The 24,898-nt window shown below is 42.9% G+C and carries 17 protein-coding genes; all 17 read left to right on the top strand.

Annotated features, from left to right (window positions below; genetic code table 11):
- Window positions 1–1,684 precede the first annotated feature (1,684 nt).
- The 17 genes from scyA to aroF all read left to right on the top strand — a co-directional run bounded on the left by scyA (window position 1,685) and on the right by aroF (window position 24,638).
- Window positions 1,685–3,565 (top strand): scytonemin biosynthesis protein ScyA, encoded by a 1,881-nt coding sequence (scyA, locus tag V7L01_RS24580; RefSeq protein ID WP_335039351.1) that lies wholly within the window; start codon window positions 1,685–1,687, stop codon window positions 3,563–3,565.
- 311 nt (window positions 3,566–3,876) lie between these two features.
- On the top strand, window positions 3,877–4,938 hold the full coding sequence (gene scyB / locus V7L01_RS24575; RefSeq protein ID WP_335039349.1) for a tryptophan dehydrogenase ScyB: 1,062 nt from the start codon (window positions 3,877–3,879) through the stop codon (window positions 4,936–4,938).
- A gap of 25 nt (window positions 4,939–4,963) precedes the next feature.
- Window positions 4,964–5,935: a scytonemin biosynthesis cyclase/decarboxylase ScyC gene (scyC, locus tag V7L01_RS24570; protein WP_335039347.1), complete on the top strand. Its 972-nt coding sequence runs from the start codon at window positions 4,964–4,966 to the stop codon at window positions 5,933–5,935.
- 63 nt (window positions 5,936–5,998) lie between these two features.
- The gene (locus V7L01_RS24565) at window positions 5,999–7,279 is read left to right on the top strand and encodes a ScyD/ScyE family protein (protein ID WP_335040812.1); all 1,281 of its coding nucleotides are present in this window, start codon (window positions 5,999–6,001) and stop codon (window positions 7,277–7,279) included.
- A 97-nt stretch (window positions 7,280–7,376) separates the two neighbouring features.
- Window positions 7,377–8,675, top strand: a complete 1,299-nt coding sequence (locus V7L01_RS24560) for a ScyD/ScyE family protein (protein ID WP_335039345.1) — start codon at window positions 7,377–7,379, stop codon at window positions 8,673–8,675.
- 156 nt (window positions 8,676–8,831) lie between these two features.
- The gene (gene scyF / locus V7L01_RS24555) at window positions 8,832–10,028 is read left to right on the top strand and encodes a scytonemin biosynthesis PEP-CTERM protein ScyF (RefSeq protein ID WP_335039343.1); all 1,197 of its coding nucleotides are present in this window, start codon (window positions 8,832–8,834) and stop codon (window positions 10,026–10,028) included.
- A gap of 115 nt (window positions 10,029–10,143) precedes the next feature.
- Complete coding sequence (locus tag V7L01_RS24550; protein WP_335039341.1) at window positions 10,144–11,433, top strand: glycosyltransferase family 4 protein; 1,290 nt, start codon at window positions 10,144–10,146, stop codon at window positions 11,431–11,433.
- Between the two features lie 18 nt (window positions 11,434–11,451).
- Window positions 11,452–12,543, top strand: coding sequence for a bifunctional chorismate mutase/prephenate dehydrogenase (gene tyrA, locus V7L01_RS24545; RefSeq protein WP_335039339.1), 1,092 nt, complete (start codon window positions 11,452–11,454; stop codon window positions 12,541–12,543).
- 12 nt (window positions 12,544–12,555) lie between these two features.
- On the top strand, window positions 12,556–13,203 hold the full coding sequence (locus V7L01_RS24540; RefSeq protein WP_335039336.1) for a DsbA family oxidoreductase: 648 nt from the start codon (window positions 12,556–12,558) through the stop codon (window positions 13,201–13,203).
- A complete protein-coding gene (locus tag V7L01_RS24535; RefSeq protein WP_335039334.1) occupies window positions 13,197–14,393 on the top strand; it encodes a 3-dehydroquinate synthase in 1,197 nt (398 codons plus the stop codon). The genes V7L01_RS24540 and V7L01_RS24535 overlap by 7 nt, the downstream gene beginning before the upstream one ends.
- A 684-nt stretch (window positions 14,394–15,077) precedes the next feature.
- Window positions 15,078–17,279: an anthranilate synthase gene (locus V7L01_RS24530; RefSeq protein WP_335039333.1), complete on the top strand. Its 2,202-nt coding sequence runs from the start codon at window positions 15,078–15,080 to the stop codon at window positions 17,277–17,279.
- 106 nt (window positions 17,280–17,385) lie between these two features.
- Window positions 17,386–18,213 (top strand): indole-3-glycerol phosphate synthase TrpC, encoded by an 828-nt coding sequence (gene trpC, locus V7L01_RS24525; protein ID WP_335039331.1) that lies wholly within the window; start codon window positions 17,386–17,388, stop codon window positions 18,211–18,213.
- Window positions 18,214–18,480: 267 nt separating this feature from the next.
- Window positions 18,481–19,323 carry a tryptophan synthase subunit alpha gene (gene trpA, locus V7L01_RS24520; protein ID WP_335039329.1) on the top strand — a complete coding sequence of 281 codons (843 nt, stop codon included), beginning with the start codon at window positions 18,481–18,483 and terminating at the stop codon, window positions 19,321–19,323.
- 221 nt (window positions 19,324–19,544) lie between these two features.
- Complete coding sequence (locus V7L01_RS24515) at window positions 19,545–20,795, top strand: tyrosinase family protein (RefSeq protein ID WP_335039327.1); 1,251 nt, start codon at window positions 19,545–19,547, stop codon at window positions 20,793–20,795.
- Window positions 20,796–20,845: 50 nt separating this feature from the next.
- Complete coding sequence (trpB, locus tag V7L01_RS24510; protein ID WP_335039325.1) at window positions 20,846–22,075, top strand: tryptophan synthase subunit beta; 1,230 nt, start codon at window positions 20,846–20,848, stop codon at window positions 22,073–22,075.
- Between the two features lie 77 nt (window positions 22,076–22,152).
- On the top strand, window positions 22,153–23,256 hold the full coding sequence (gene trpD / locus V7L01_RS24505; RefSeq protein WP_335039323.1) for an anthranilate phosphoribosyltransferase: 1,104 nt from the start codon (window positions 22,153–22,155) through the stop codon (window positions 23,254–23,256).
- Between the two features lie 281 nt (window positions 23,257–23,537).
- Complete coding sequence (gene aroF / locus V7L01_RS24500; protein ID WP_335039321.1) at window positions 23,538–24,638, top strand: 3-deoxy-7-phosphoheptulonate synthase; 1,101 nt, start codon at window positions 23,538–23,540, stop codon at window positions 24,636–24,638.
- Window positions 24,639–24,898: the final 260 nt, after the last annotated feature.

The raw sequence follows: 24,898 nt of genomic DNA, 5'->3' as shown, positions 1-24,898 counted from the left end.
ATTATGAACCAAATTTTCCTAAAAAAACTAAATATTTAGTTAAAATTTTTTATTGACTTAAACAGTTTTTTATGACAACACAAAATTTAGACAAATCAAATCCAGATTAGTCAATAAACTTTATTAGATAAGAGTTCAAAATTCTTAATCCATAAGTAGAAAAGATATTTTAACTTTAAACTAGCCCTGCACCAAAGCTAACTAATGGTTCACCAACCTAAAATTGCTGGCTTTCGACTGGGAAAAATTTGAAGGATAAAAATTTTTCCCTTTAACCTTTCCACCACTACGGACTTTGGCGAACTACTAGTACACTGTGGCGTCAGTTTGCCTACCTTTAACCTGTTGCTCAGAGCAACTTGTCTTGTTAATTGAGATGGTAGCCGGATTTACGCCGTGCTGTACTAGTGTAGAGTCGTTTGATTTCCAACATAAATGAATTTGCAGTGCTGGGTTTGGCTTAAATGAACAAATTTTACTCATTAATTTATTTTCTTAATTTATCTTAACTTACTCTCTCAGGGATTTAACTATAGAAGAATATGCTTAGTCATCCGTCGTAAGGAGTACATTCGTATTAAAAAATACGTATACTTTTACGCATACTTTTACGTATATTATTGTGTTTGTTTTTTCATAAAGAAACAATGTATTCGTATACTAAGTATATATTACTAAAATACTTGTCATAAAAATAGATTTCATCAAGTTATTACGTAGTGAATACTTAGTCATCTCTCAAAGGAAATATAAAAAGTTAAAAAAACGATGTCTTTATCGTTACAAATAATTGACTCAAAGAATTTTTGGTGGCAATATAAAGACCGCCAAACTGTTGTAGTTGCGGAGCGTCTCGTTGGCGTAGCCTCTTGTAGAGAAGAGAAGACAGGCAGTTACTCATGGGTAGCCACTTCAGAGAAGATCGGATTGTCTGATTAGCGCGTTGGCTTTCCTAAATAACATTTACGAAAAAATATAATATAACAGTTGTGTAAGTCCTAAAGCAAAAGAATTGACAACCATATCAAAAGATTTTCTATTGTAAATTTGGTAATGTGCCGATTTTGCGATTGCAAAATATTAATCTTTCAGAATGACTAAGTTGGAAATGTCACATTCAGGATAAAAGCGAAAGAATTGACACCCACATCAAAAGATTTTTCATTGCAAGTTAAGTTTTCATCATAATAATGATTACAAGTTAAGAACCTCCCCAGACGGTTTAGTAAGTAGTAGGCGTAGCCCGCCGCAGGCATCGGTGCTATTAAACTTAACTTCATTAAGTTTTGTAAAGATTATGAAATGTGCTTGAGTTCAGGTTAGTTGCAAGTTTATATCCCTTTAGATGATTTAGTTTTTCCCTGCCAACCTACTTAAGTACTGTAGTTACCACCATAGGAGCGAAAAATTTGACACCCCAATCAAAAGATTTTTGATTGCACAACTGTCTTTAACTCCTTTATTCTGGTCACAAGAAGCACAGCCTCAACTGTTGTATGCTTTTGGTAAAAATTTTTTGGTACTGCGCTCACAAGGATCAATCAGCAGCGATCGACCATTTCTACAATCGACCAGGCTAAGTCATAGCTGTAAAAGCAACAGAGTTGTTTGTATTAAATATTGCCACTGCTGTGATTGTAAACTGAAAAGCCTTTGTGTAACTTTATGTAATTACGTGAAACCAATGAGTCAAAACTATACTGGTTCAAACTCTCCTCTAATCACCACTGAGCCATACAAGGAATTTCCAGAAAACAGATATGTAGAATCTACCTCTGACTCCCGCCAGTTTGATGAATCGGAGAATAACGGGGGAATTCAGCCTTTTTTAAACGATGAGATAGCTCCAACGCTCTCAGTTGCCGATGCGATCGCTCAGATGTTGGAAAATTTGGGAGTAAGCTACGCTTTTGGTGTCGCAGGTGGCGCAATGGCAAGCCTTTGGGGTGCGCTGTCGAATAGCAGCATAGAAGTGTTGAACTTCCGCCATGAAGCAGGAGCAGCCTTTGCAGCGACGGAAGCTTACTTTGCCAATAATCGTCCCGCTGTAGTTTTTACCACAGCAGGGCCGGGGATCACCAACGCCCTCACCGGATTGTTTGCGGCTCGTGGTGAAGGTGCAAAGGTGATTTTGCTGTCGGCTTGCACATCAGCACCGCAGCGTGGACGCTGGGCTATTCAAGAAACCAGCACTTACACCTTGCCCAGTGGGGGAATTTTTACCCCAGGAGCGCTATTCAACTATGCAATCACTATTGAATCTGCGGCTCAACTACCGCAGATTTTCCGCAAACTTGCATTAGCTATGGCGCAACCAGGCGGATTTGTCGCCCATTTGAGCATTCCCACCGCAGTGCAGACAAGTTTAGTTGAGAATATATCCTTGCCTCAACTAGATGTTGCTCCGTTTCCGATGACTGCTTCCAAAGAAGCGATCGCTAAATCTGTAGAGTTATTATCATCTGGCCCCTTTGCCATCTGGGTTGGTTTCGGTGCGCGTGAGGCAGCAGAGGAAATCCTTGAACTCGCTGAAAAAACGGGAGCAGCTGTAATGTGTTCGCCTCGTGGTAAAGGTATTTTCCCTGAAGATCATCCGCAGTTTGTGGGTGTTACAGGTTTGGGCGGTCATGCTTCCGTCTTGACATATATGGAACAGCAACCTCCACTACGCACACTCGTATTAGGAACCCGCCTTGGCGAACCGACTTCTTTTTGGAGTTCGGCGCTAGTTCCAAAAGCAGGTTTTGTCCATGTTGATATTGACCCGGAAGTGCCAGGTGTAGCCTATCCCCACGTTGAAACTTTTGCAGTTCGGTCTGATATCAAAGCTTTTGTGAAAGAGTTGTTGCAGCAATTGCCAGATGCTTCTGATTCCACAATGTTGCTACCTCGTCCAGAACACAAAGCAATCGAACCTGCATCAGACGTAGATTATCCAGTGCGGCCAGAAGTATTGATGGCAGCAATTCAAAAGATAATTGTTGAAGATACCGATGCCATAGTAATGGCGGAGTGTGGTAACTCCTTTACTTGGTCAACACATCTACTCCAATTTGCCGAAGCCAATCGTTACCGAGTCAGCACCGGAGTTGGCGCAATGGGTCACGCCGTCACCGGAGTATTGGGTGCAGCACTGGCGAGCAATAGCAAGGCTGTAGGGATTGTCGGCGATGGAGCAATGCTGATGAATAACGAAATCAGCACAGCTGTGAAATACAAAATTCCCGCAATCTGGATTGTACTCAACGATGCGCGTTACAACATGTGCCATCAAGGGATGAAAATCTTGGGATTAAAGGGCGCAGATGCAACAATTCCACCAACAAACTTCGCCATGATTGCTCGCGGTATGGGAGCAGAAGCGATCGTAGTCGTCAGAGAGTCTGATATTGAAGCCGCATTAGAACAAGCGATCGCATCAACCGTTCCCTTTCTGATTGATGTAGTTATTGACGCCGATCGTCCTGCACCCTCTGGTGGACGCAATAAAAGTTTGGCTGCACAAGGAATTAAATCGAGTCCGGCTAAAAATACAGCCAAGCAAGTTTCATTCCCGATGGTTTGATTTCAAAAGCTGCAATCTCATTCAATTGTTATAGACACTAAACCACTCCCAGAATGCGGAATTTACAACGCAGTTTGGATTAACCCATTTAGCAAAAGATAAAGGATGAATTTAGAAGCGGCAAAAACTTTATTCCAGATAAAAACTATCACCAAAAAACTGGAATTTAAAATTTTTGATTTTTAACTTTAAATCTTTATCTTAGCTCCATCTAATCTTAATGTTCGAGAGTCGTTTTGTGTCTATAAGTTTACATTTTGTAATGTTCATTACTTTCTCTAACCAATCCCCAAAAATATCGAGAGGTCAAGATGCTGCTATTTGAAACTGTTAGAGAAATGGGCCACGAACAAGTCCTTTTTTGTCATGGTAAAAATCCCGAAATTAAGGCAATTATTGCTATTCATGATACGACCTTGGGCCCAGCAATGGGAGCTACAAGAATTTTGCCTTATGTCAACGAAGAAGCTGCTTTAAAAGATGCGCTTCGTCTCAGTCGTGGGATGACATATAAAGCTGCCTGTGCCAACATTCCGGCTGGTGGCGGAAAAGCAGTCATTATTGCTAATCCTGAAAATAAAACAGACGATCTGTTGAGAGCTTACGGACGTTTTGTTAATAGCCTAAATGGGCGTTTTATTACCGGACAAGATGTCAATATTACCCCTGACGATGTACGGACAATCAGTCAAGAAACGAAATATGTTGTTGGCGTATCAGAAAAGTCTGGTGGGCCTGCTCCCATAACATCACTAGGAGTTTTTCTCGGAATTAAAGCCGCCGTGGAGTCTCGTTGGCAGAGCAAAAGACTTGATGGCATGAAAGTTGCAGTTCAAGGTTTAGGAAATGTAGGTAAAAATCTCTGTCGGCACTTACACGAGCATGATGTCAAACTTTTTGTTAGCGATATAGATCCAGCAAAAACAGAAGAGGCAAAACGGCTTTTTGGCGCAACTGTTGTAGAACCAGCCGAAATTTACGCTCTTGATGTAGATATATTTGCTCCTTGCGCTTTAGGAGGAATTCTTAATAGTCATACAATTCCTTTTCTCCAAGCTTCCATTATTGCTGGTGCAGCTAATAATCAGTTGGAAAATGAGCAACTACATAGTCAAATGCTTACCAAGAAAGGGATTCTTTATAGCCCTGATTATGTAATTAACGCCGGAGGGCTAATCAACGTTTACAACGAAATGATTGGTTATGACGAAGAAAAAGCTTTCAAGCAAGTGCATAACATTTATGACACCCTATTAGCAATTTTTGATATTGCTAAACAGCAGGAAGTTACTACTAACGATGCTGCCAAACGATTAGCAGAAGACCGGATTCAGGGCGTTAAGCGAAACCAGACTAAGGCGATCGCAGCTTAATTGTTATTATTTTAAGGAGTGAAAAGTGGAAAAAAATACCTTTGCGACATCAGCTTACATTGCTACTTCACCAAAAAGTGCTTTCGACTATCTTTGTAGTTTAAAAAACTTAGATGAATGGACGCTTTATAGCCGGATGAAAGAGCAAGTTGACGAAGATACCTGGCTCGGAACTGCGTCTGGTTATCACAAAAATCTTTACTATCACGTTAAAAAACTAGAAAATCCACTTTTCTACGGCATTGAGTGGCACTGTGGATTAGAGTATCAAAAATATTTTCAGGTTTACCCTGTTTTGCTGTTTCCTACAGACTACATCGAGCCGGGAACAGATGAAAAAGGTGTGTACTTTCACTGGTTGAGCTTTGTCGATCCCAAACGGCAGACTCAGATGATTATGCAGGGAATTCATACAGTACACACTTCCGAATGTCGTTCTCTCAAAGGCAATTTGGAACGTAAAACTGGCCTGACCGCAGCAGCCAAAGGAAGCCACTTTATTGATACAGACACCATTTATGTTGATGCCCCAGTTGAAATTGGCATTGAATACTTAAAGGATTTACACAATATAGATGAGTGGGCACATTTATTGCGACCAAATGGCAATATTACTTCTGATTCAGGTGAATTCAAAGATGAATATGACCAGAAGGTAAAAGTTTCCGTGCGGGTTCATAGTCTGAGCAAATACTACTTGCTTGAACAAGAACATTTCTATCCAGATTACGAATATTATCAGCGTTCTGTAGCGTTACTCATCCCAACCGCCTATGCTTTCGCCGACCCAGAAGCTTCTGGTTTTATCCTGCATCGAATCACATTTTGGAAAACAGATGGAACTGTTAGCCACGGCAAACTTCAAATTGAAGACTTTGGGGCTGAGAGCATGAACATCAAACGTTTACTCGAAGCCAAAGCGGGCAATCTCAAATCATTCGATCGGGGAATGAGCTATCTACCAAAAATTCAAGAATCACTAGTTAATAGTCATTAGTCATTGGTCATTGGTCATTGGTCAACTAATAAATGATAAATGACAAATGACAAAGGACAAAACATGAAACTGAAAAAACTTACCATTACTTTCCTCACTTTTTGTGTTGCCGCTTTTTCGGGAATGAAAGCTGCCTCAGCTGCATCATTTTCGGTAATCGCCGACGGTCTATATAATGCCGGTGGTCTGAGTTTTAGCCCTGATGGTAATCTCTATGTTACAGAGGCGGGGATAGGGGGAAGTGGAGCTTGTGTTCCACCAGCAAGCGGTCAAGGTGATTCTTTATGCTATGGCACAAGTGGTGCAGTTACCAAAATTGAGAATGGTAAAACCGAGCGCATACTTACAGGACTTCCTTCCTTAGCATTACCAGATGGCACTGGAGCCGCTGGCCCTCGTGACATCAAATTTGATACTAAAGGTAAACCTTATGTTCTGATTGGGTATGCAGCTAATCCTGCCTTTCGCGATCGCAATTTGGGTAAGACTGACCTCGGTAAAATCATCGCTCCCGACTTTAATACCAATTCCTGGACGAGTGTTGCTGATTTAGCTAACTATGAACTCGCCAACAATCCCGATGGTGCTGATGTTGGTAGCAATCCCTTGGGTTTTGTCATAGATGGTAATAATTTAGTTGCAGTTGATGCAGGTGCAAACGACTTACTACGTGCTAATACTGAAAATGATAATTTGCAGGCGATCGCTGCGTTTCCCCAAGATATATTGACTAATCCAGTCTTCCCACCTTCTGGTACTCCATCCAATGAACCGGCACAGGTGCCATCTCAAGGTGAAGTAGTGCGATCGCAGTTTGCAACCCAAGCAGTACCCTCAAGTGTGGCAAAAGGGCCTGATGGTGCTTATTATGTCAGCCAATTTACTGGTTTTCCCTTTCCTGAAGGTGGGGCGAAAATCTATCGAGTTGGTGCTGATGGCAAGCCAACAGTCTTTGCCGATGGTTTTACCCAACTCACAGACTTGGATTTTGATACTGAAGGCAATTTATATGCTTTGCAATACGCCAATCAGTCAGCTTGGAAGGGTGATTTTGATGGTTCTGTCATCAAAATAGCTCCTGATGGGACACGCACAACTCTTCTGAGTGGGGATGGATTAGAGTCGCCTAGCGCCTTGACTATTGGTTCTGATGGTGCAGTATACGTCACAAACCGAGGCGATCGCCCTGGACTTGGCCAAGTTCTCAAAATTGAAAATATCAAATCTGTCCCTGAACCTGATTCTGCTTTCGGCGTATTAGCGATCGCTGCCTTGGGCGTTGGTTGGTTGCACAAGAAGAGAGCTACCAAACCTCCCATAAATGGAGCCGTGCCCCTCAAGTAAAGAGTTTCAAACCAATCCTGCCTTTCTCAAAGACTGCGATTCGTTGTCTTTAAAACCATAAAGTTTTCCACTTACTTAATTCTTAATCTCCAAAGGTATGAAACTCAAGTCATTTACTCTTACGCTTTTGACCCTTTGTATTGCTGCCGTTTCTGCACCAAAAGCAGCCGAAGCTGCAAGCTTTACAGTAGTTGCCGATGGCCTTAGTAACCCACGCGGAATCGGCTTTGATTCTGGCGGTAATCTTTATGTTACAGAGAGTGGTTCTGGGGGTGATGGAAAAGACGGAAGATGTATTGCATCACCTAGCGCGGGATATATCCCTTTATGCGCCGGTCAGAATGGCTCCCTGATCAAAATTGCTCAGGACGGTACAAAAACAAATATAATTTCAGACCTAACTTCTCTAGCATTATCGCCCTCTGGGGAACAAGCAGCCGGGCCTGCGGACATCAAATTTGATTCTTTAGGTAACGCTTATCTATTGACCGGTCTTGCAGGCGATCCAAGCAACCGTGATACCGTTTTAAAATCGCCTGACCTCGGTAAATTATACAAAGTAGACTTAAACACTGGTGGGTTGACAACTCTTGCGGATTTTGCAGCCTATGAAACTGCATTTAATCCTGATGGTACTGATTTAATTTCCAACCCCTATGCTTTGGCAATTAAAGGTGAAACTGGTTACGTAGTTGATGGCGGCGGAAACACAGTATATTCTGTGGGACTCGATGGCAGTGGTATTAAGAACGTAGCTGGATTGCCTCTGAAAACGATAGATAGAGATAAACTTGAATATCCTGAGCTTCCACCAGGTGTAGATCCATCTGCGCTTCCTGTAACACAGCAATCAGTACCTACTGGGATTGCGATCGCTCCAGATGGTAGTTTAACACTTAGCGAATATACTTATTTTCCTTATCCAGAAGGTGAAGCACGTATCTTTAGCGTTGACCCCAATACCTTGCAATCAAAAGTCATCGAAGATGGGTTTACACAACTAACTGGTGTAGCTTATGACCCTGACGGCAGTTTGTATGCCTTGCAACACATTAATACTTCCGAATGGAAGGAAATTCAACAGGGCGGTATTATCACTGGTGATATTAGTGGTTCTTTGATCAAAATAGCCACCGATGGAACTCGTGAAACTATCTGGAGTGGTGATGGACTAGAAGCTGCTTCTGGCATCACCTATGGCCCTGATGGAAATTTATATATCGCAAACCGAGCCAGACTTGCAGGAACAGGACAAGTTATCAAGATCGATCCGAGAGTAGCTAAAGTCCCTGAACCCACCTCTGCAATAGGTCTGATTATTGCTGGTGCTTTGGGTGCAACTTCAATGCTGAAGCGCAAACGCAGCAAAGAATTAGTTAAGGCAGAGACTGTCTAATTCCTCGTAAAGCTTACAGAATAGGCTGCTGCCTCACATAGAAAGTTGCATTTCAAACAAGAGGCAGCAGCCCAAATATCAGGGTTCCCGAACTGAGACTGGGAACAAAATTAGTCTAGGAAAGAGTATAACTCATACAACCAGGACTTAAAACTCATGGGATTAGTCAAAAATTTGTCAATCGGCATTCTCGGTACTGGGTTCATGGTGTTGGCAACAGCAGCCCAAGCCAAGGCTGTAACATTAACTTACGACAGAAGTATCGGCGAACCTGGCTTCGGCCCTGGACAACTGTTTGTTCCCCAAGGGATAGCGGTGGATAGCCAAGGGAATACCCTTATATCTAACGGACGCGGTATTAACCCGGATGGTACTCCTAACTACAACCTCGGTGACAAAATTGAAAAATTTAGTCCCAGCGGTCAGTATATTGGAGCAATTGGCTCCGGCGGCACAGGGCCCGGACAGTTTGACGAGCCAACAACTGTAGACTTTAATCCCGTAACAGGGGATTTGTATGCAGGTGATGTTTACAACAACCGCATCAATCAATTCGATTCTCAGGGTAACTTTATTAGATCCTTTGCCAATGGAGAATTTACCCCTCTCATACCAGGTAGGTTTTTCTTTGGGCCATCTGGTGTAACATTTGACAAAACTGGCAACGTTTACGTTGGTGATTTTAACGGCGAAAGAATCCTTAAATTCACATCAGACGGAAAGCAAATTGGTGTCATTGGTGGCACCAATGGCACTGCACTTGGAGAATTCCAAGGTGTAGCCGGTACAAGAATTTCCCCAGTTAGTGGAAATATCTTTGTAGCTGACCAGTATAACAACCGCGTTCAGGTACTCGATCCAAATGGTAAACCTCTGTACACATTTGGTTCAGCAGGTAGCGGGCCTGGACAGCTTCTTCAGCCAATTGGCATCGAAGTGGACGACCAAGAGAATGTTTATGTAGCTGATTCTATCAACAGCCGCGTTCAGGTATTTGATAAAAACGGTAAATTCTTGACTTCCTACGGTCAACCAGCCCTAGATGCATCAGGCAACCCAGTCCCACCTCCAGGATTAACTGACCCCCCATTTGGTAATCCCCTCGACCTCACACCAGGCAGATTTAACTGGACGGGTGGCACAAGCCTCAAAGATGGCAAGCTTTATGTGGGCGATTTCTTCCAAGGTCGCGTCCAAGTGTTAAACGTAGAAGGTACAACTAAAGTACCTGAACCTAGTTCAGCATTGGGTTTAGCGTTGCTTGGACTTGGCGCTGCTACGATCGCATTGCGGAAACGTGGGCAACAAAAGCCAGTCTTCAGTTTAGAGAAGGAACTGCAAAAACAGTGCTGAGTTCTGCGGCTTGAGTAATAGTTTCGTAGGGTGCGTTATGTCCTTGGCTAACGCACCATCCCAATAATTCAACAAAGCCAACATTATCAAGGTGCTTCCAGAACATTAATAGCTCATGCACATTCTGATTTATTCATACAACTATCATCCAGAACCAATTGGTATTGCACCTTTGATGACTGAACTAGCAGAAGGGCTAGTGAAACGAGGGCATCAAGTGCGGGTAATCACAGGTATGCCTAACTATCCTCAGCGTCAGATTTACGATGAGTATCGAGGCAAGTTATACGTTACTGAACATAAAAATGGTGTCAAAATTCAGCGTAGTTACCTGCGGATTAAGTCCAAACCTAATCTTATAGACAGGCTAATGCTAGAGTTGAGCTTTGTTTTTACGAGTTTGCCACAAGCTCTTAAGGGCGAGCGACCTGATGTAATTCTTTTAACAGTGCCGCCGTTACTAGTTTGCCTACCTGCAACCTTAATAGCTTGGCTATACAACTGCCCAGTAGTGCTGAATGTGCAAGATATTCTCCCAGAAGCTGCTGTGCGTGTTGGGCTTATTAAAAATAAGTTGATGATTCAAGCTCTGGAAGCTCTAGAAAAATTTGCCTACCGAACTGCACATACCATTAGCGTGATTGCCGATGGCTTTGTAGATAATTTAATAAATAAAGGTGTACCTGCTAATAAAATTGCCTGCATTCCAAATTGGGTAAATCTAAATTTTATCCGCCCTTTACCGAAGCAGAATAACTCTTGGAGAGCTACCCATCAACTAGATGGTAAATTTGTAGTACTTTATTCAGGTAATATTGCTCTCACGCAAGGCTTGGAGACAGTTATAGAAGCAGCAGCTCGCTTGCGTCATATTAATGATATTGTCTTTGCGATCGCAGGCGAACCCCAAGCTCTCGAAAGGTTACAAAAACATTGTCTTGCTTGTGGTGCAGATAATGTTTTACTGCTACCATTGCAACCGCGAGAAAAACTACCGCAAATGTTAGCAGCCGCTGATATCGGGTTGATTGTGCAAAAGCGCAATGTGATTTCCTTCAATATGCCTTCTAAAATACCACTGCTGTTAGCTAGCGGTCGCCCAATTGTCGGTTCAGTTCCCGCCACTGGTACTGCTGCCAAAGCTATCAAAGAAAGTGGTGGCGGCATTATCGTTGAGCCAGAGTCAGCAGATGCTTTGGCTGCGGCGGTATTAGATTTATATAATCAGCCGGAATTAGCAGCGCAATTAGGGCGCAAAGGGAGAGAGTTTGCTGTAGAAAAGTATTCCTTTGAGCAAGCGCTAGATCGGTATGAAGAGTTATTTGCTGATGCGATCGCCAAACGAGCAACAACTTTGGATATCTTGCCGGAATTGAGTTCTAAGGAATCACTTGTTGATATTTGAAAATTGGGGACAAGAAAAATGTCTTTGAAATCCTCTGATTCAGATCGGCTTAAAAAAACTGACCAAAGCTTGATCGCCCTACTGAGCGATCGCCTATCATTATTAGCAGCATCAGAACAACCTTCTTTAGACGAACAACTGGCTGATGTGGCTCCCCTACTTGCTCAAGCTGGTATTCCTGAGTCTGTTTGGGCAGGTGTGCTCAAGAGTTGTCATGCCACTTTGATTCCTAAATATGCAATAAATCATGTCAGTCCCCGACAAATTACGATTATCGGTGGACGCGGCAGGATGGGAAGATTATTCAAAGAGCAACTTTCGGTAGTTGGTCATAATGTTAGCGTTCTCGAACATGATGATTGGGAATACGCAGAGCAACTGTTAAATCAGGCAGAATTAGTATTAGTAAGCGTTCCCATTGAACATACGGTTGATGTTATCAAGCGTGCAGCGAAATACCTTGACAAAACTACAGCTTTGTGTGACATCACGAGCGTAAAAACTCAGCCAACTCAGGCGATGCTCGAACACCATTCCGGCCCAGTCATGGGTTTACATCCAATGTTTGGGCCAAATATAAAATCGTTTTTGGGACAAAAAGTGGTAGTGTGCCCAGGTCGGAACGATGATTCATTTCAATGGTTTTTAGACTTTATTAAAAGTAAAGGTGGAGAGTTAGTTGTTTGCACGCCGGAAGAACACGATCGAATGATGGTGATTGTGCAAGCAACGCAGCACTTCTGTAGATTTAGCCTTGGTATCTTCTTAGCAGAAGTAAAAGTGGACATAGAGCAGAGCTTAACAATGTCAACTCCTAACTATCGTCAAGAAATTGATATTGTTAAACGTTTATTTTCTCAAAATCCGAATTTATGTGTTGATATTATGCTAGCTACAGAAGAAAGGTGTAATACAATTAGCTTTTTAGCTAATACTTACAGCCGTTTGGCAAAACTGGTAGCGAGAAAAGATAGAGACGCATTAATTCAAGAGTTTGAAAATACTCAAAGATTTTTTGAAGAGAAAATCACCACTTTTCTACAGCCTTTAAACACAACGCCTCTGCAACGAGATTTTAAACCACAGATGCACACAAATATGAGCATTTGAAGGATAAAAACTATGCTGATAGACATCTTTCACGATCCCGTTTGCCCTTGGTGCAGAATAGGGATAAAGCATCTTTTTGATGCACTGGCACAATGTCCAGAAAAAGAAGTAGATATCCGGTGGCATCCCTTTATTCTGGACAATACCGTTCCTGCTGACGGGTACGAATTTCACAGCTTTATGCGAAATAGAAAAGGCATAAAAGCCCAAGAATTGCAAAATCTGTTTGATTCTACACAATACGCAGGTGAGGCGGCTGGAGTCAAGCTAAATTTCGATAAAATCCGTTTGGCTGTCAATACTAAGCTTTCGCATCGGCTGATTACACTCGCACCAGCAAAAATAAAAAACGATGTCGTAGAAGCCATTTATAAAGCTTACTTTGAAGACGGTTTGAACATCGGAGATATTGAAGTTCTGATTGCCATAGGTAGAGCTTACCAAATGGATTCTAGAGAATTACGGCTGCAATTGAGTGATGATGCTGCTGTTAAAGCTTTTGTGGCGGAATCGATATTTGCTCGGCCCAATGGCATCAACAGCGTGCCGTTCTTCATCATCAATAATAAAGTCAAGATAAATGGTTCTCATTCGGTAGAAATGTTCCTTCAAGCTTTGAATCGTGCCGCACTTATAGAGATACCCGCAAAAATATGGTAGTTGACATCAAGCAAAAAAGTAGATTCAATCTGCAAACAATTCATCAACGTGTTTCGGTTACTTTTAACTACGAGGTTTATTTCACCCAAAATTTATTTGAGTTAAAAAATCCCACCTTAGCTCAAGCGATCGCAGCAGATGGGGAGACAAAGCCGAAGAAAGTAGTAGCAGTAATAGACGCAGGAATATTGCAGTATCAACCTGAATTGGTTAAGCAATTAGTAGCGTATACGAAGTTTTATGCAGAGATACTAGCGATCGCAGCCGAACCAATGATAGTTTCGGCGGGAGAAACTGCTAAAAACGATCCCGCTTTGCTAGAGCAAATCCACGAAGTGATTGAAGCAGCCGGATTATGTCGCCACTCTTATGTGTTAGCGATCGGCGGCGGGGCTGTGTTGGATTTGGTAGGATATGCTGCTGCAACTGCTCACCGGGGAATTCGTCTAATTCGGATTCCGACGACTGTGTTAGCGCAAAATGATTCCGGGGTTGGCGTAAAAAACGGCATCAACGCCTTTGGTAAAAAGAACTTTCTCGGTACATTTGCGCCACCTTATGCAGTTATAAATGATTCTGCGTTCCTGACAACTCTAGACGATCGCGATTGGCGTTCTGGAATCGCAGAAGCAATCAAAGTGGCGCTGATTAAGGATGCTAGCTTTTTTGATTATATCCACTCTCACACCGCAGCCCTTGTACGGCGAGACATGGATACCATGCAACAGGTTATCTATGGTTGCGCCCAGTTACACCTAGAACATATTGCCAACAGCGGCGATCCTTTTGAAATGGGTTCGTCTCGTCCCCTGGATTTTGGACATTGGGCGGCTCATAAACTGGAGCATTTGACAAATTATCGCTTGCGTCATGGCGAAGCAGTTGCGATCGGTATCGCTTTGGATAGCACTTATTCTTATCTATTAGGATTGCTGGATTGCTCAGAGTGGCAACGGATATTGAATACTTTCTCGGCGTTGGGTTTCACCTTGTATGTGCCAGAATTAGCCCAGAAGTTATCACAACTAGAACATCCTGATTGTTTGTTCGGAGGTTTAAGTGAGTTCCGCGAACACTTGGGCGGAGAATTGACTTTAACGTTGCTACGATGCATTGGAAAAGGAATTGAAGTTCATGAGGTGGATTTGTCTTTGTACAGACAAGCAATAGCGCTGTTGCGGGAATTTTAGGATTGGATTTTCAACACAGAGTAACGCTGAGGTTTGATGCGAACTTGTGAGATTATCTATTAGGGCTATTTCATTCTCATCTAGCCTGCCTCAGAATTTATTCTGAGGCTAATAGCACTCATTCGTCTAAAGACGACTAATAAAGGCTTTTAGTCCACTTTAGTGGAGTTGGGCTATTAGCCTGGAACTTTAGTTCTGGGCGGTTTATATCTAGAACGAAATAGCCCTGGATTATCTATTACCTTTGAGGGAGGCGGAGATTTTGAAATAAGGCTATCAGGAAATGTACTAGAAAAGCAGTATAAAAAGCGAATAAATTGACACCTAATCGAAAAATTATTCAATGTATTATCTGCTTGATGTCTAGTACTCTTAAATAAGAAGGAAAAAATTTTTCATTTCAACTTTTCAAAGAAATACGCAGATTTGGATAATTTCGATTAAATGGAATCGGATTATCTGGATTTGTTTTCAATTTTAAGATAGTTATACCAATTCTGTATGAATATGCGCTAAACCATATTTAAGTACAAGAAACAAACGAACCGCAAAGGACGCAAAGGACACAAAGAAAGAAAGAAGTTAAAAGGGTTTGGCGCAGGTTCACAAAGAAATGGTATTACCAATAATGATTAATGGCTCTCGACTGATGACTGACTAATAACTATTCCAGAGAAATGCCCTATGAGTTTTGATTCGCGTTCATACACAACCCTTGGCGGTGTAAGTGTTTCTCGCTCCATCACAGAAGTTAAGATGGACACTGCCCTCGAAGAAATTCTTTTCCATCTAAATTCTCAACGTGGAGGCTTGTTAAGGAGCAGCTACGAATATCCAGGGAGATACAAGAGATGGGCGATCGGATTTGTCAATCCACCATTGGAATTGACTACACAGGAGAATGCTTTCACTTTGATAGCGTTGAATGAACGCGGTCGAGTACTTTTACCATTACTCTTAGAGTGTTTATCCAAGTCAAAACAACTTGAGAAAGTTACCCAAGATAATAGCCATATCGTAGGCTTTGTTAAATCGAGGAAAACATTATTTGCTGAAGAAGAACGTAGCAGACAACCTTCAGCATTTACAATAGTCCGCGAAATTCTCCATACGTTTTCTAGTCAAGAAGACGAGCATTTAGGATTGTATGGCGCGTTTGGTTATGACTTAGTTTTTCAATTTGAACCAATTAATCACCGCCTGGAACGCCCCACAGATCAGCGGGATTTAGTGCTTTATCTGCCTGATGAATTGGTAGTTGTTGACTACTATCAGCAACGCGCATTTTGTCTAAAATACGAATTTGAAACAGCGCATGGCAGCACTAATAATCTACCTCGAACAGGTGAGTATTTTGATTATCGCGGAAAACATCTTTTCCCAAATCAAACTGCCGACCATAAAGTAGGCGAATATGCGAAAAAAGTTGAGGGTGCGCTCGATTATTTCCGCCGAGGCGATTTATTTGAAGTAGTTCCTAGCCAAAACTTTTTTGAGGGCTATGAACAGGAACCCAGCAAGCTATTTGAAACTTTAAAAGACATAAATCCTAGTCCTTATGGGTTTATTTTTAATTTGGGTGGAGAATATCTGATTGGTGCATCTCCAGAAATGTTTGTGCGGGTTGAAGGTAGGCGAGTAGAAACCTGTCCAATTAGTGGCACTATTAGCCGGGGACAAGATGCTCTTGACGATGCGGTACAAATTCGTCAGTTACTCAACTCCCATAAAGATGAAGCTGAGTTGACAATGTGTACTGATGTCGATCGCAATGACAAATCCCGCATCTGCGAACCTGGTTCAGTACGAGTCATTGGCCGTCGCCAAATTGAATTATACAGCCACCTGATTCATACAGTAGATCATGTTGAAGGAATACTGCGATCGCAATTTGATGCCTTAGATGCATTCTTAAGTCATACTTGGGCAGTTACAGTCACCGGCGCACCCAAAAGAGCCGCAATAGATTTCATTGAACAGCATGAAAAGAGCGCTCGACGTTGGTATGGTGGAGCAGTTGGCTATTTAAATTTCAATGGCAATTTAAATACTGGATTAATTCTGCGGACAATCCGATTAAAGGACTGCATCGCCGAAGTGCGAGTTGGTGCTACTGTCCTTTATGACTCCATACCACAAGCAGAAGAACAAGAAACAATTACCAAAGCTGCTGCTTTATTTGAGACGATTCGGCGTGTTAAGCAAACAAGTCAGAAAGTTGATGAATCTAATTCTATAAAATTAAGTAAACGCATCGCCGGTGTAAAAACTGGCAAACGCATCTTATTAATAGACTATGAAGACTCATTTGTTCATACTCTAGCCAATTACATTCGCCAAACTGGTGCAACTGTCACCACACTCCGACATGGTTTCTCTGACTCAATTTTCGACACAGAACGACCTGACTTAGTTGTTTTATCTCCTGGCCCTGGTAGACCTAGTGATTTTGGGGTTCCAGAGACTGTCGGTGCTATTCTTTATCGCCAAATTCCTCTTTTTGGAGTTTGTTTGGGACTGCAAGGCATCGTTGAAGCTTTTGGTGGAGAATTGGGAGTTCTCAACTATCCTCAACATGGTAAATCTTCACGGCTTTTTGTCACCGATTCCAATTCTGTCACCTTCAAAAACTTACCGGAATCTTTTGCAGTGGGTAGATACCATTCATTGTTTGCTCTACCGCAACATTTGCCAAAAGAACTCAAAGTAACAGCGATTTCTGATGACGACGTAATTATGGGCATTGAACATCAGACACTTCCCATCGCCGCCGTTCAGTTTCATCCAGAATCAATCATGACGCTAGCGGGAGAAGTCGGTTTGGAAATCATTAAAAATGTGGTGCGTGCATATACAACGAAAGAGTCATTAGTCATTGGTCATTAGTCATTGGTCATTGGTCATTGGTCATTGGTCATTAGTCATTGGTTATTGGTCATTGTTATTCTCCCCCTGCCTCCTGCCCCCTGCTTTCCCTGCTAAATAACAGATTATGACTAACCAAGTTGCTCCTCCCCGCCATATTCTCGAAGAAATTGTGTTGCATAAAAAGAAAGAAGTTGCACAAATGCAGCAAGAACTGCCTTTAGCTTCTTTGCGACAACAGTTAAAGGTAGCCCCGACTGTGCGAAATTTCTTGAATGCTTTGCAAGAAAATCCCAACCAACCTAGCTTAATTGCCGAGGTAAAAAAGGCATCACCTAGCCGTGGCATTATCCGCGCAGATTTTGACCCTGTAGCTATTGCTCAAGCTTATGAACGAGGTGGTGCAGCTTGTTTATCAGTCCTGACTGACCAAAAGTTTTTTCAAGGCAGTTTTGATAATTTGCGAAGGGTGCGATCGCAAGTAGCATTACCATTACTGTGTAAGGAGTTCATCATTAACTCCTATCAAATTTATTTAGCGCGGACAGCAGGCGCGGATGCAGTATTGTTAATTGCAGCTATTCTATCCGATCGAGAACTCCAAGATTTTTTGCGAGTAATCCACGATTTGGGCATGACTGCGCTAGTAGAAGTCCATACTTTAGCGGAACTGGATCGAGTGCTAAAACTTGATAACCTGAGTTTAGTAGGAATCAACAATCGCAATTTAGAAGATTTTACCCTTGATTTAGGAACAACCCAGCAACTTTTAGCAGAGCGTCAACAACAATTACAAAGTTTGGATATCACTGTCGTCAGCGAGTCTGGACTGTATACACCTGCTGATTTATCTCTTGTTGCTGAAGCTGGTGCGCGTGCGGTTTTGATTGGCGAGTCTTTAGTTAAACAAAGCGATGTAGAACAAGCTGTGCGTGAGATTTTGAGCCTTTCTTAAATCTGTTACCTAATTACTAAAATCTGGAATCTAAAAAATGAAGCTCTGATACTCATTAATGGAGATAAAAGACTCATTAATGGAGTTCAAAGACTCATTAATGGAGCTAAAAGACTCATTAATGGAGATAAAAGACTCATTAATGGAGCGAAAAGACTCATTAATGGAGTTCAAAGACTCATAAACAAAAAATTTAACATGGGCATCGCTAATTGCTAAGTGTTAATTATTCCAAAACTATTAACCAATCATTAACTATTTTTCAGCATGACCTCTATCTCCGATTCCTTTCAAACTTTACGCGATCGCCAACAGTGTGCTTTAATCCCGTTTATCACAGCAGGCGATCCTAACTTAGAAACCACTGCCGAAGCTTTACGCATCTTAGATCGCAATGGTGCAGACTTCATCGAGTTGGGTGTTCCCTACTCCGATCCTCTGGCAGATGGGCCTGTGATTCAAGCAGCAGCAACCCGCGCTTTGCAAAAAGGCACGAAATTAGAGCAAGTGCTAGAGATGTTGCACATAGTGATTCCTAGCCTAAAAGCGCCAATAATTCTATTTACTTATTACAATCCCATTTTGCACCGGGGTATTAAGACGTTTTTGGCGCAAATTGCTGCTGCTGGCGTGCAAGGGTTGGTAGTACCAGACTTACCCTTAGAAGAAGCAGAAGAATTAATCCAGACTGCTGCATCTTTTGGAATTGAGGTAATTTTGCTCGTAGCTCCTACCAGTTCTCAAGATAGAATTGAAGCGATCGCTCGTCAATCTCAGGGTTTTATCTACCTGGTTAGCGTCACAGGTGTTACAGGTATCCGCGCTCAAATCCAAGACCGCGTAAAGTATTTAATTACAGATTTGCGAAGCGTCACCGATAAACCCATCGGCGTTGGTTTTGGCATCTCAGGGCCAGAACAAGCACATCAAGTCATGGAATGGGGTGCAGATGCGGTAATTGTTGGTAGTGCTTTTGTTAAAAGGTTAGCTGAAGGTAGCCCAACTGAACGCTTACAAGCTGTTGAACAACTCTGCCAAGAACTTAAAACAGCCATTACTCAAGTATCCCTGCAACAAGTTGGTTCCGCAAAATTAGGACTTACGCAATAACTCTCTGAAACTCTCATTCCTACCCTTCGGGAACGCCAAGGGCGAACGTGTCCTTTGCGCCTTCGCGGTTCGTTTTTCCATTATTTTGCGTAAGTCCTGAAAATAAAAAGCTCTCTTTTTTCTCTCTCTGCGTTCTCTGCGCCTCTGTGGTTCGACAAAGAATAACGAACCGCAAAGAACGCAAAGGTCGCAAAGGAAGAAATACAAAGGAAATCTTGGCTATGAAATCCCTGCTGAAATCCGTCAAAATATTAATTTATAGCGTACTTCTAGTTAGCGCCTGTGCCCTTACAGTCTTCGCCCACGATCGCATTGACAACAAACAATACAAATACCATTGGAATCACAATGTTGGACAATACGCTCGCCTAGCTATAAGAAAAAACGTAACTGACCTGACATCAGCAGAAAAAACAGCCTTTGTCAAGGCTATCAAAACATTAAAAACTACAATTCCCGCAGGTAGCAAGCTCAGTATTTACGACCAATTCGTTGCCATACATCTAGGGGCAACACGCTTGATTCATAACCATAAAGGGCATTCTGATGGTTCCGTTCAAGAACTTGCTCATGAAAATGCCGCATTTTTCCCTTGGCATCGAGAATATATTCGCAGATTTGAACAAGCACTGCAAGCAGTAGACCCAACTGTTACTCTCCCATACTGGGATTGGACTGACCCCAAATCACTTGATGTGGTTTTTAACGATGATTTTCTTGGTTCTAACGGTCAAGGAGTAACCATCAAAATTCCAAATCAGGGAAACTTTACAGGCGGCCCTGTACCTGGCGCTTTTTCTGCTGCAAATGGCTGGGTTATGAATCCAGCATTAAATATTGACCCAGATACCAACACATCATTAGGTACATCACTTGTCCGCTTTCTAAAGCTACCTCCTGCCAGCGATTACCCTGTGCCCAAAAAAGATGTTGAGCGTGCCCTGGCTCTTAATGACTATTCTCTATTTCGTGCTGCTTTGGAAGGATTTATCTCTGTAGATGAGCAGGGTAAAGTCACCCCAGGAGGATTCATCCACAACTACATTCATGGTTTAGTTGGTGGGGTGCAGATAGACGCAAGCACAAGACCCGTAAAGTTTAAGGGCTTGGGTACTATGGGCAATATACCAAGTTCGCCCTATGACCCAGTGTTTTGGTTGCATCATGCCAACGTAGACCGCCTCTGGGTCGAATGGCAAGAAAACGGTCATCAAGGTAGCAAATTTTATCCTCCTGATGGTCATAGTCAGCCTTACGGGCATAACCTTAAAGACCTAATGTGGCCTTGGGACGGCGGTATGTCTACCCCGAAAGCTACGGCGTTAGGAGATTTATTATCCCTATTACCAAATTTTGACTCTAACGATTTGGTGCGCCCTATAGATGTTTTGAATCACAGGGAATTGGGCTATACCTACGAAACCCGTGAAAAGGAAACGCGAAAAGAATTTTATCTGTGGAATAAGTTCTAAAAAATTAGAACGAAAGTAAAAAATACTCGAACATAAAAGGATTTTAAACAGTGGTAAGCATACAAGACATCAAGACTGCAACTGTCCAACCCGATTCTTTGGGCAGGTTTGGTAAGTTCGGTGGTAAATACGTCCCCGAAACCTTAATGCCTGCATTAAGTGAATTGGAAACAGCATTTCATCAATATTGCAATGAGCCGAGTTTCCAAGCGGAACTGCAAAACTTACTGCGTGACTACGTAGGACGACCCAGCCCATTATATTTTGCTGAACGCCTAACAACAAACTACGCTAGACCAGATGGTACGGGGCCGCAAATTTATTTAAAGCGTGAGGATTTAAATCATACAGGCGCTCACAAAATTAATAATGCTTTAGCTCAGGTATTGCTAGCTAAACGCATGGGTAAGCAACGGGTGATTGCAGAGACGGGTGCAGGTCAGCACGGGGTTGCGACTGCAACTGTGTGTGCGCGATTTGGTTTGAAATGTGTGATTTACATGGGCGTCCACGATATGGAACGCCAAGCCCTGAACGTGTTTCGCATGAAATTAATGGGGGCAGAAGTTCGTCCAGTGGAAGCAGGTACGGGAACTCTCAAGGATGCAACTTCTGAAGCAATTCGGGATTGGGTGACGAATGTGGAAACAACTCATTACATCCTGGGTTCTGTTGCTGGGCCTCATCCTTACCCGATGATTGTCCGTGACTTCCACGCGATAATTGGTGTAGAAACTCGCGCTCAAGCTCAGGAGAAATGGGGAGGATTACCAGATATTCTACTGGCTTGCGTGGGTGGAGGTTCCAATGCGATCGGCTTATTCAATGAGTTTGTGCATGAACCAACTGTACGCCTAATTGGAGTAGAAGCGGCTGGTGAAGGTGTAAATACAGAAAAACACGCTGCCACCTTGACAAAAGGAAGAATAGGTGTATTGCATGGTGCGATGAGCTATTTACTCCAAGATGATGATGGTCAAGTAATCGAAGCCCATTCAATTAGTGCCGGATTAGATTATCCCGGCGTTGGGCCTGAGCATAGTTATTTAAAGGATCTTGGTCGCGCCGAATATTACAGTGTTACCGATAAACAAGCGTTAGATGCATTTCAAAGGCTTTCGCAACTCGAAGGAATTATCCCAGCCTTAGAAACTGCTCATGCGATCGCATATCTAGAAACCCTTTGTCCTCAGTTAGAAGGCAACCCCCGCATCGTCATCAATTGCTCTGGCAGAGGTGACAAAGACGTTCAAACCGTCGCCAAAGTCCTGAATCACTAAATGCAATGACAAACGACAAATGACAAATGACAAATGACAAATGACCAATGACTAATGACCAATGACTAACGACAAATATGATCGCTGTAACTCAAACTCCACCCGATAATATCTTCATCCCTTCTGAGTTCTACAACTGGCCAGCTTTATTGCAACAGTTGCTGAATCGCCAATCTTTGACGGTTTCCCAAGGTGCGGATTTGATGCAAGGTTGGCTCACTGATGCCATTCCCCATGTCCTATCAGGAGCGATTTTAGCCGCAATTCAAGCCAAAGGCGTATCTGCACAAGAATTAGTTGGCATGGCTAGTGTCTTGCAATCCCAATCCCCAATCCGCAGTACCCAATCCCCAATTCCTTTAATTGACACCTGTGGAACTGGTGGAGATGGAGCTTCAACCTTTAATATCTCTACAGCTGTCGCCTTTGTTGCCGCAGCCGCAGGGGTAAAAGTTGCCAAACATGGCAATCGTTCGGCATCCAGCAAGACTGGTTCGGCTGATGTGTTGGAAGCTTTGGGTATAAATCTCAACGCCACTCCTGAGAAAGTGCAAGCCGCAGTGGGCGAAGTCGGAATCACCTTTTTGTTTGCTCCAGGTTGGCATCCTGCACTTAAAGCGATCGCTACTTTGCGAAAAACTTTGAAAGTGCGGACTATTTTTAACTTGCTCGGCCCGCTAGTAAATCCCATGCGGCCGACAGGGCAAATTATTGGTGTCAACGATCCGCTTTTATTAGAGGAGATTGTTCAAGCTTTATCCCAATTGGGATGTCAGCAAGCGATCGCAGTCCACGGACGGGAACGTTTAGATGAAGCTGGTTTAGCAGATGTGACTGACTTAGCTGTACTCCAAAATAAAAAAGTGCGTTCTCTAACTCTCAATCCTCAAGAACTGGGTTTGAGTTTTGCACCGACTGCGGCGTTGTGCGGTGGAGATGTCCAAGAAAATGCCGAAATCTTGAAGGCAGTTCTCCAAGGTAAAGGCACTCAAGCGCAGCAGGATGTAGTCGCTTTAAATACAGCCCTCGCACTGCAAGTTGGTGAAGCTATTCACGGGGAAACTGATGTTTTAGCAGGTTGTGTTAAGGGTATTACCCTTGCTAAGGAAATTCTGCAAAGCGGGGCGGCTTGGACAAAACTAGAACAACTTGCTGAATTTTTGCACGAATCACCAAGGTAGGGGCACAGCATTTTATATGTGTCAATTTAACGTAAAAACCATGTCCAGCAAGGAACTGAAGTTCCTTGCTAATAGCGAAAGTCATCTGAAGATGACTAAATAATCCGAAAAATCTTTAGTCATCTTTAGATGACTTTAGCTATTAGCCCTGAACTTTAGTTCTGGGCGGGCGTGGAAGCCAATAGATAAGGGATTTTTAGCTTAAGTTGACACCAACGATCGTTGCTGTGCCCCTACAAACGAACTGTATTACACCCAAAACTATACGCAAGGAAAAACAGATGATTATCATACTTAAGAACGCTACGCCTGTTGAGGAAATTACTCGCATCAGCCAAGAAGTGAGTGAAACTTGGGGAGTCACGGTAGAAAAAAGCGTTGGCACTCATAAAGTTGTCTTAGGGCTAATTGGTGATACCACTAGCATCGATAAATTACAGGTTCAAGAGTTCAGCCCTTGGATTGAGCAAGTATTACGAGTGCAACAACCTTTCAAGCGTGTAAGTCGAGAATTCCGACATGGAGAAGCCAGCGAGGTTGTTGTACCTACACCTAACGGTGATGTCTACTTCGGCGAACGTCATCCTATCGTAGTGATAGCTGGCCCTTGTTCCGTTGAAAATGAAGCGATGATTGTCGAAACGGCAAAGCGCGTCAAGGCAGCAGGAGCGCAGTTTCTGCGTGGCGGTGCTTACAAACCCCGCACTTCACCTTATGCATTTCAAGGTTATGGTGAAAGCGCTTTAGATTTGTTAGCAGCAGCGCGGGAAGCTACTGGTTTGGGTATCGTCACAGAACTCATGGATGCTGCCGAATTATCAGCAGTGGCGAGAGTCGCTGACATAATCCAAATCGGAGCGCGGAATATGCACAACTTCTCGTTGCTCAAAAAGGTAGGCGCTCAAGATAAACCCGTACTACTCAAGCGGGGGATGTCTGCCACAATTGACGAGTGGCTGATGGCGGCAGAATATATTTTGGCATCTGGAAATCCCAATGTGATTCTTTGTGAACGGGGAATCAGAACCTTTGATGGCAAATATGCCCGGAATACTTTAGATTTATCGGTGCTTCCGGTGTTGCGATCGCTCACTCATTTACCGATTACGATCGATCCTAGTCATGGTACTGGTAGGTCTGAATATGTGCCATCAATGGCAATGGCTGCGATCGCAGCTGGTACAGATGCCTTAATGATTGAAGTTCACCCCAATCCAGCTAAAGCTTTATCTGATGGCCCCCAATCTCTCACCCCTGATAAATTTGACCGCTTAGTTCAAGAAATGTCAATTTTGGGAAAAGTAGTCGATCGCTGGTCTACACCTGCATTTGATAAGATTGGTGAAAGCCGCATTCTCTTCACACCAGAACTCTCAAAATAGATAGAGGGTCATCTTGACCGATTTTTTGCAAACGGCTAAACCCGATCGACAGATTCTTTTTTGTGAAAAATCTGTCGATCGGGTTTTCTTGAAAAGAATATAGGATATCGGGCAATACGCTTAAGTTAAGCCCGGATTTCTCCCCCCGCTCCCCCTGCCTGCCCCCAGGGTGGTTTCATACAAAGAAAGAAAAAACCTTTTGAATTTGATTGGCTAAAGCACGTTGAGCTTGAGGGATAGTGCGAAAACCAAGAAATCTG

The sequence above is a fragment of the Nostoc sp. genome, assembly GCF_036917095.1.
Lineage (GTDB): Bacteria > Cyanobacteriota > Cyanobacteriia > Cyanobacteriales > Nostocaceae > Nostoc.
Note: the sequence above shows the minus strand (reverse complement) of the source record. Positions and strands in the feature narration are given on the sequence as shown.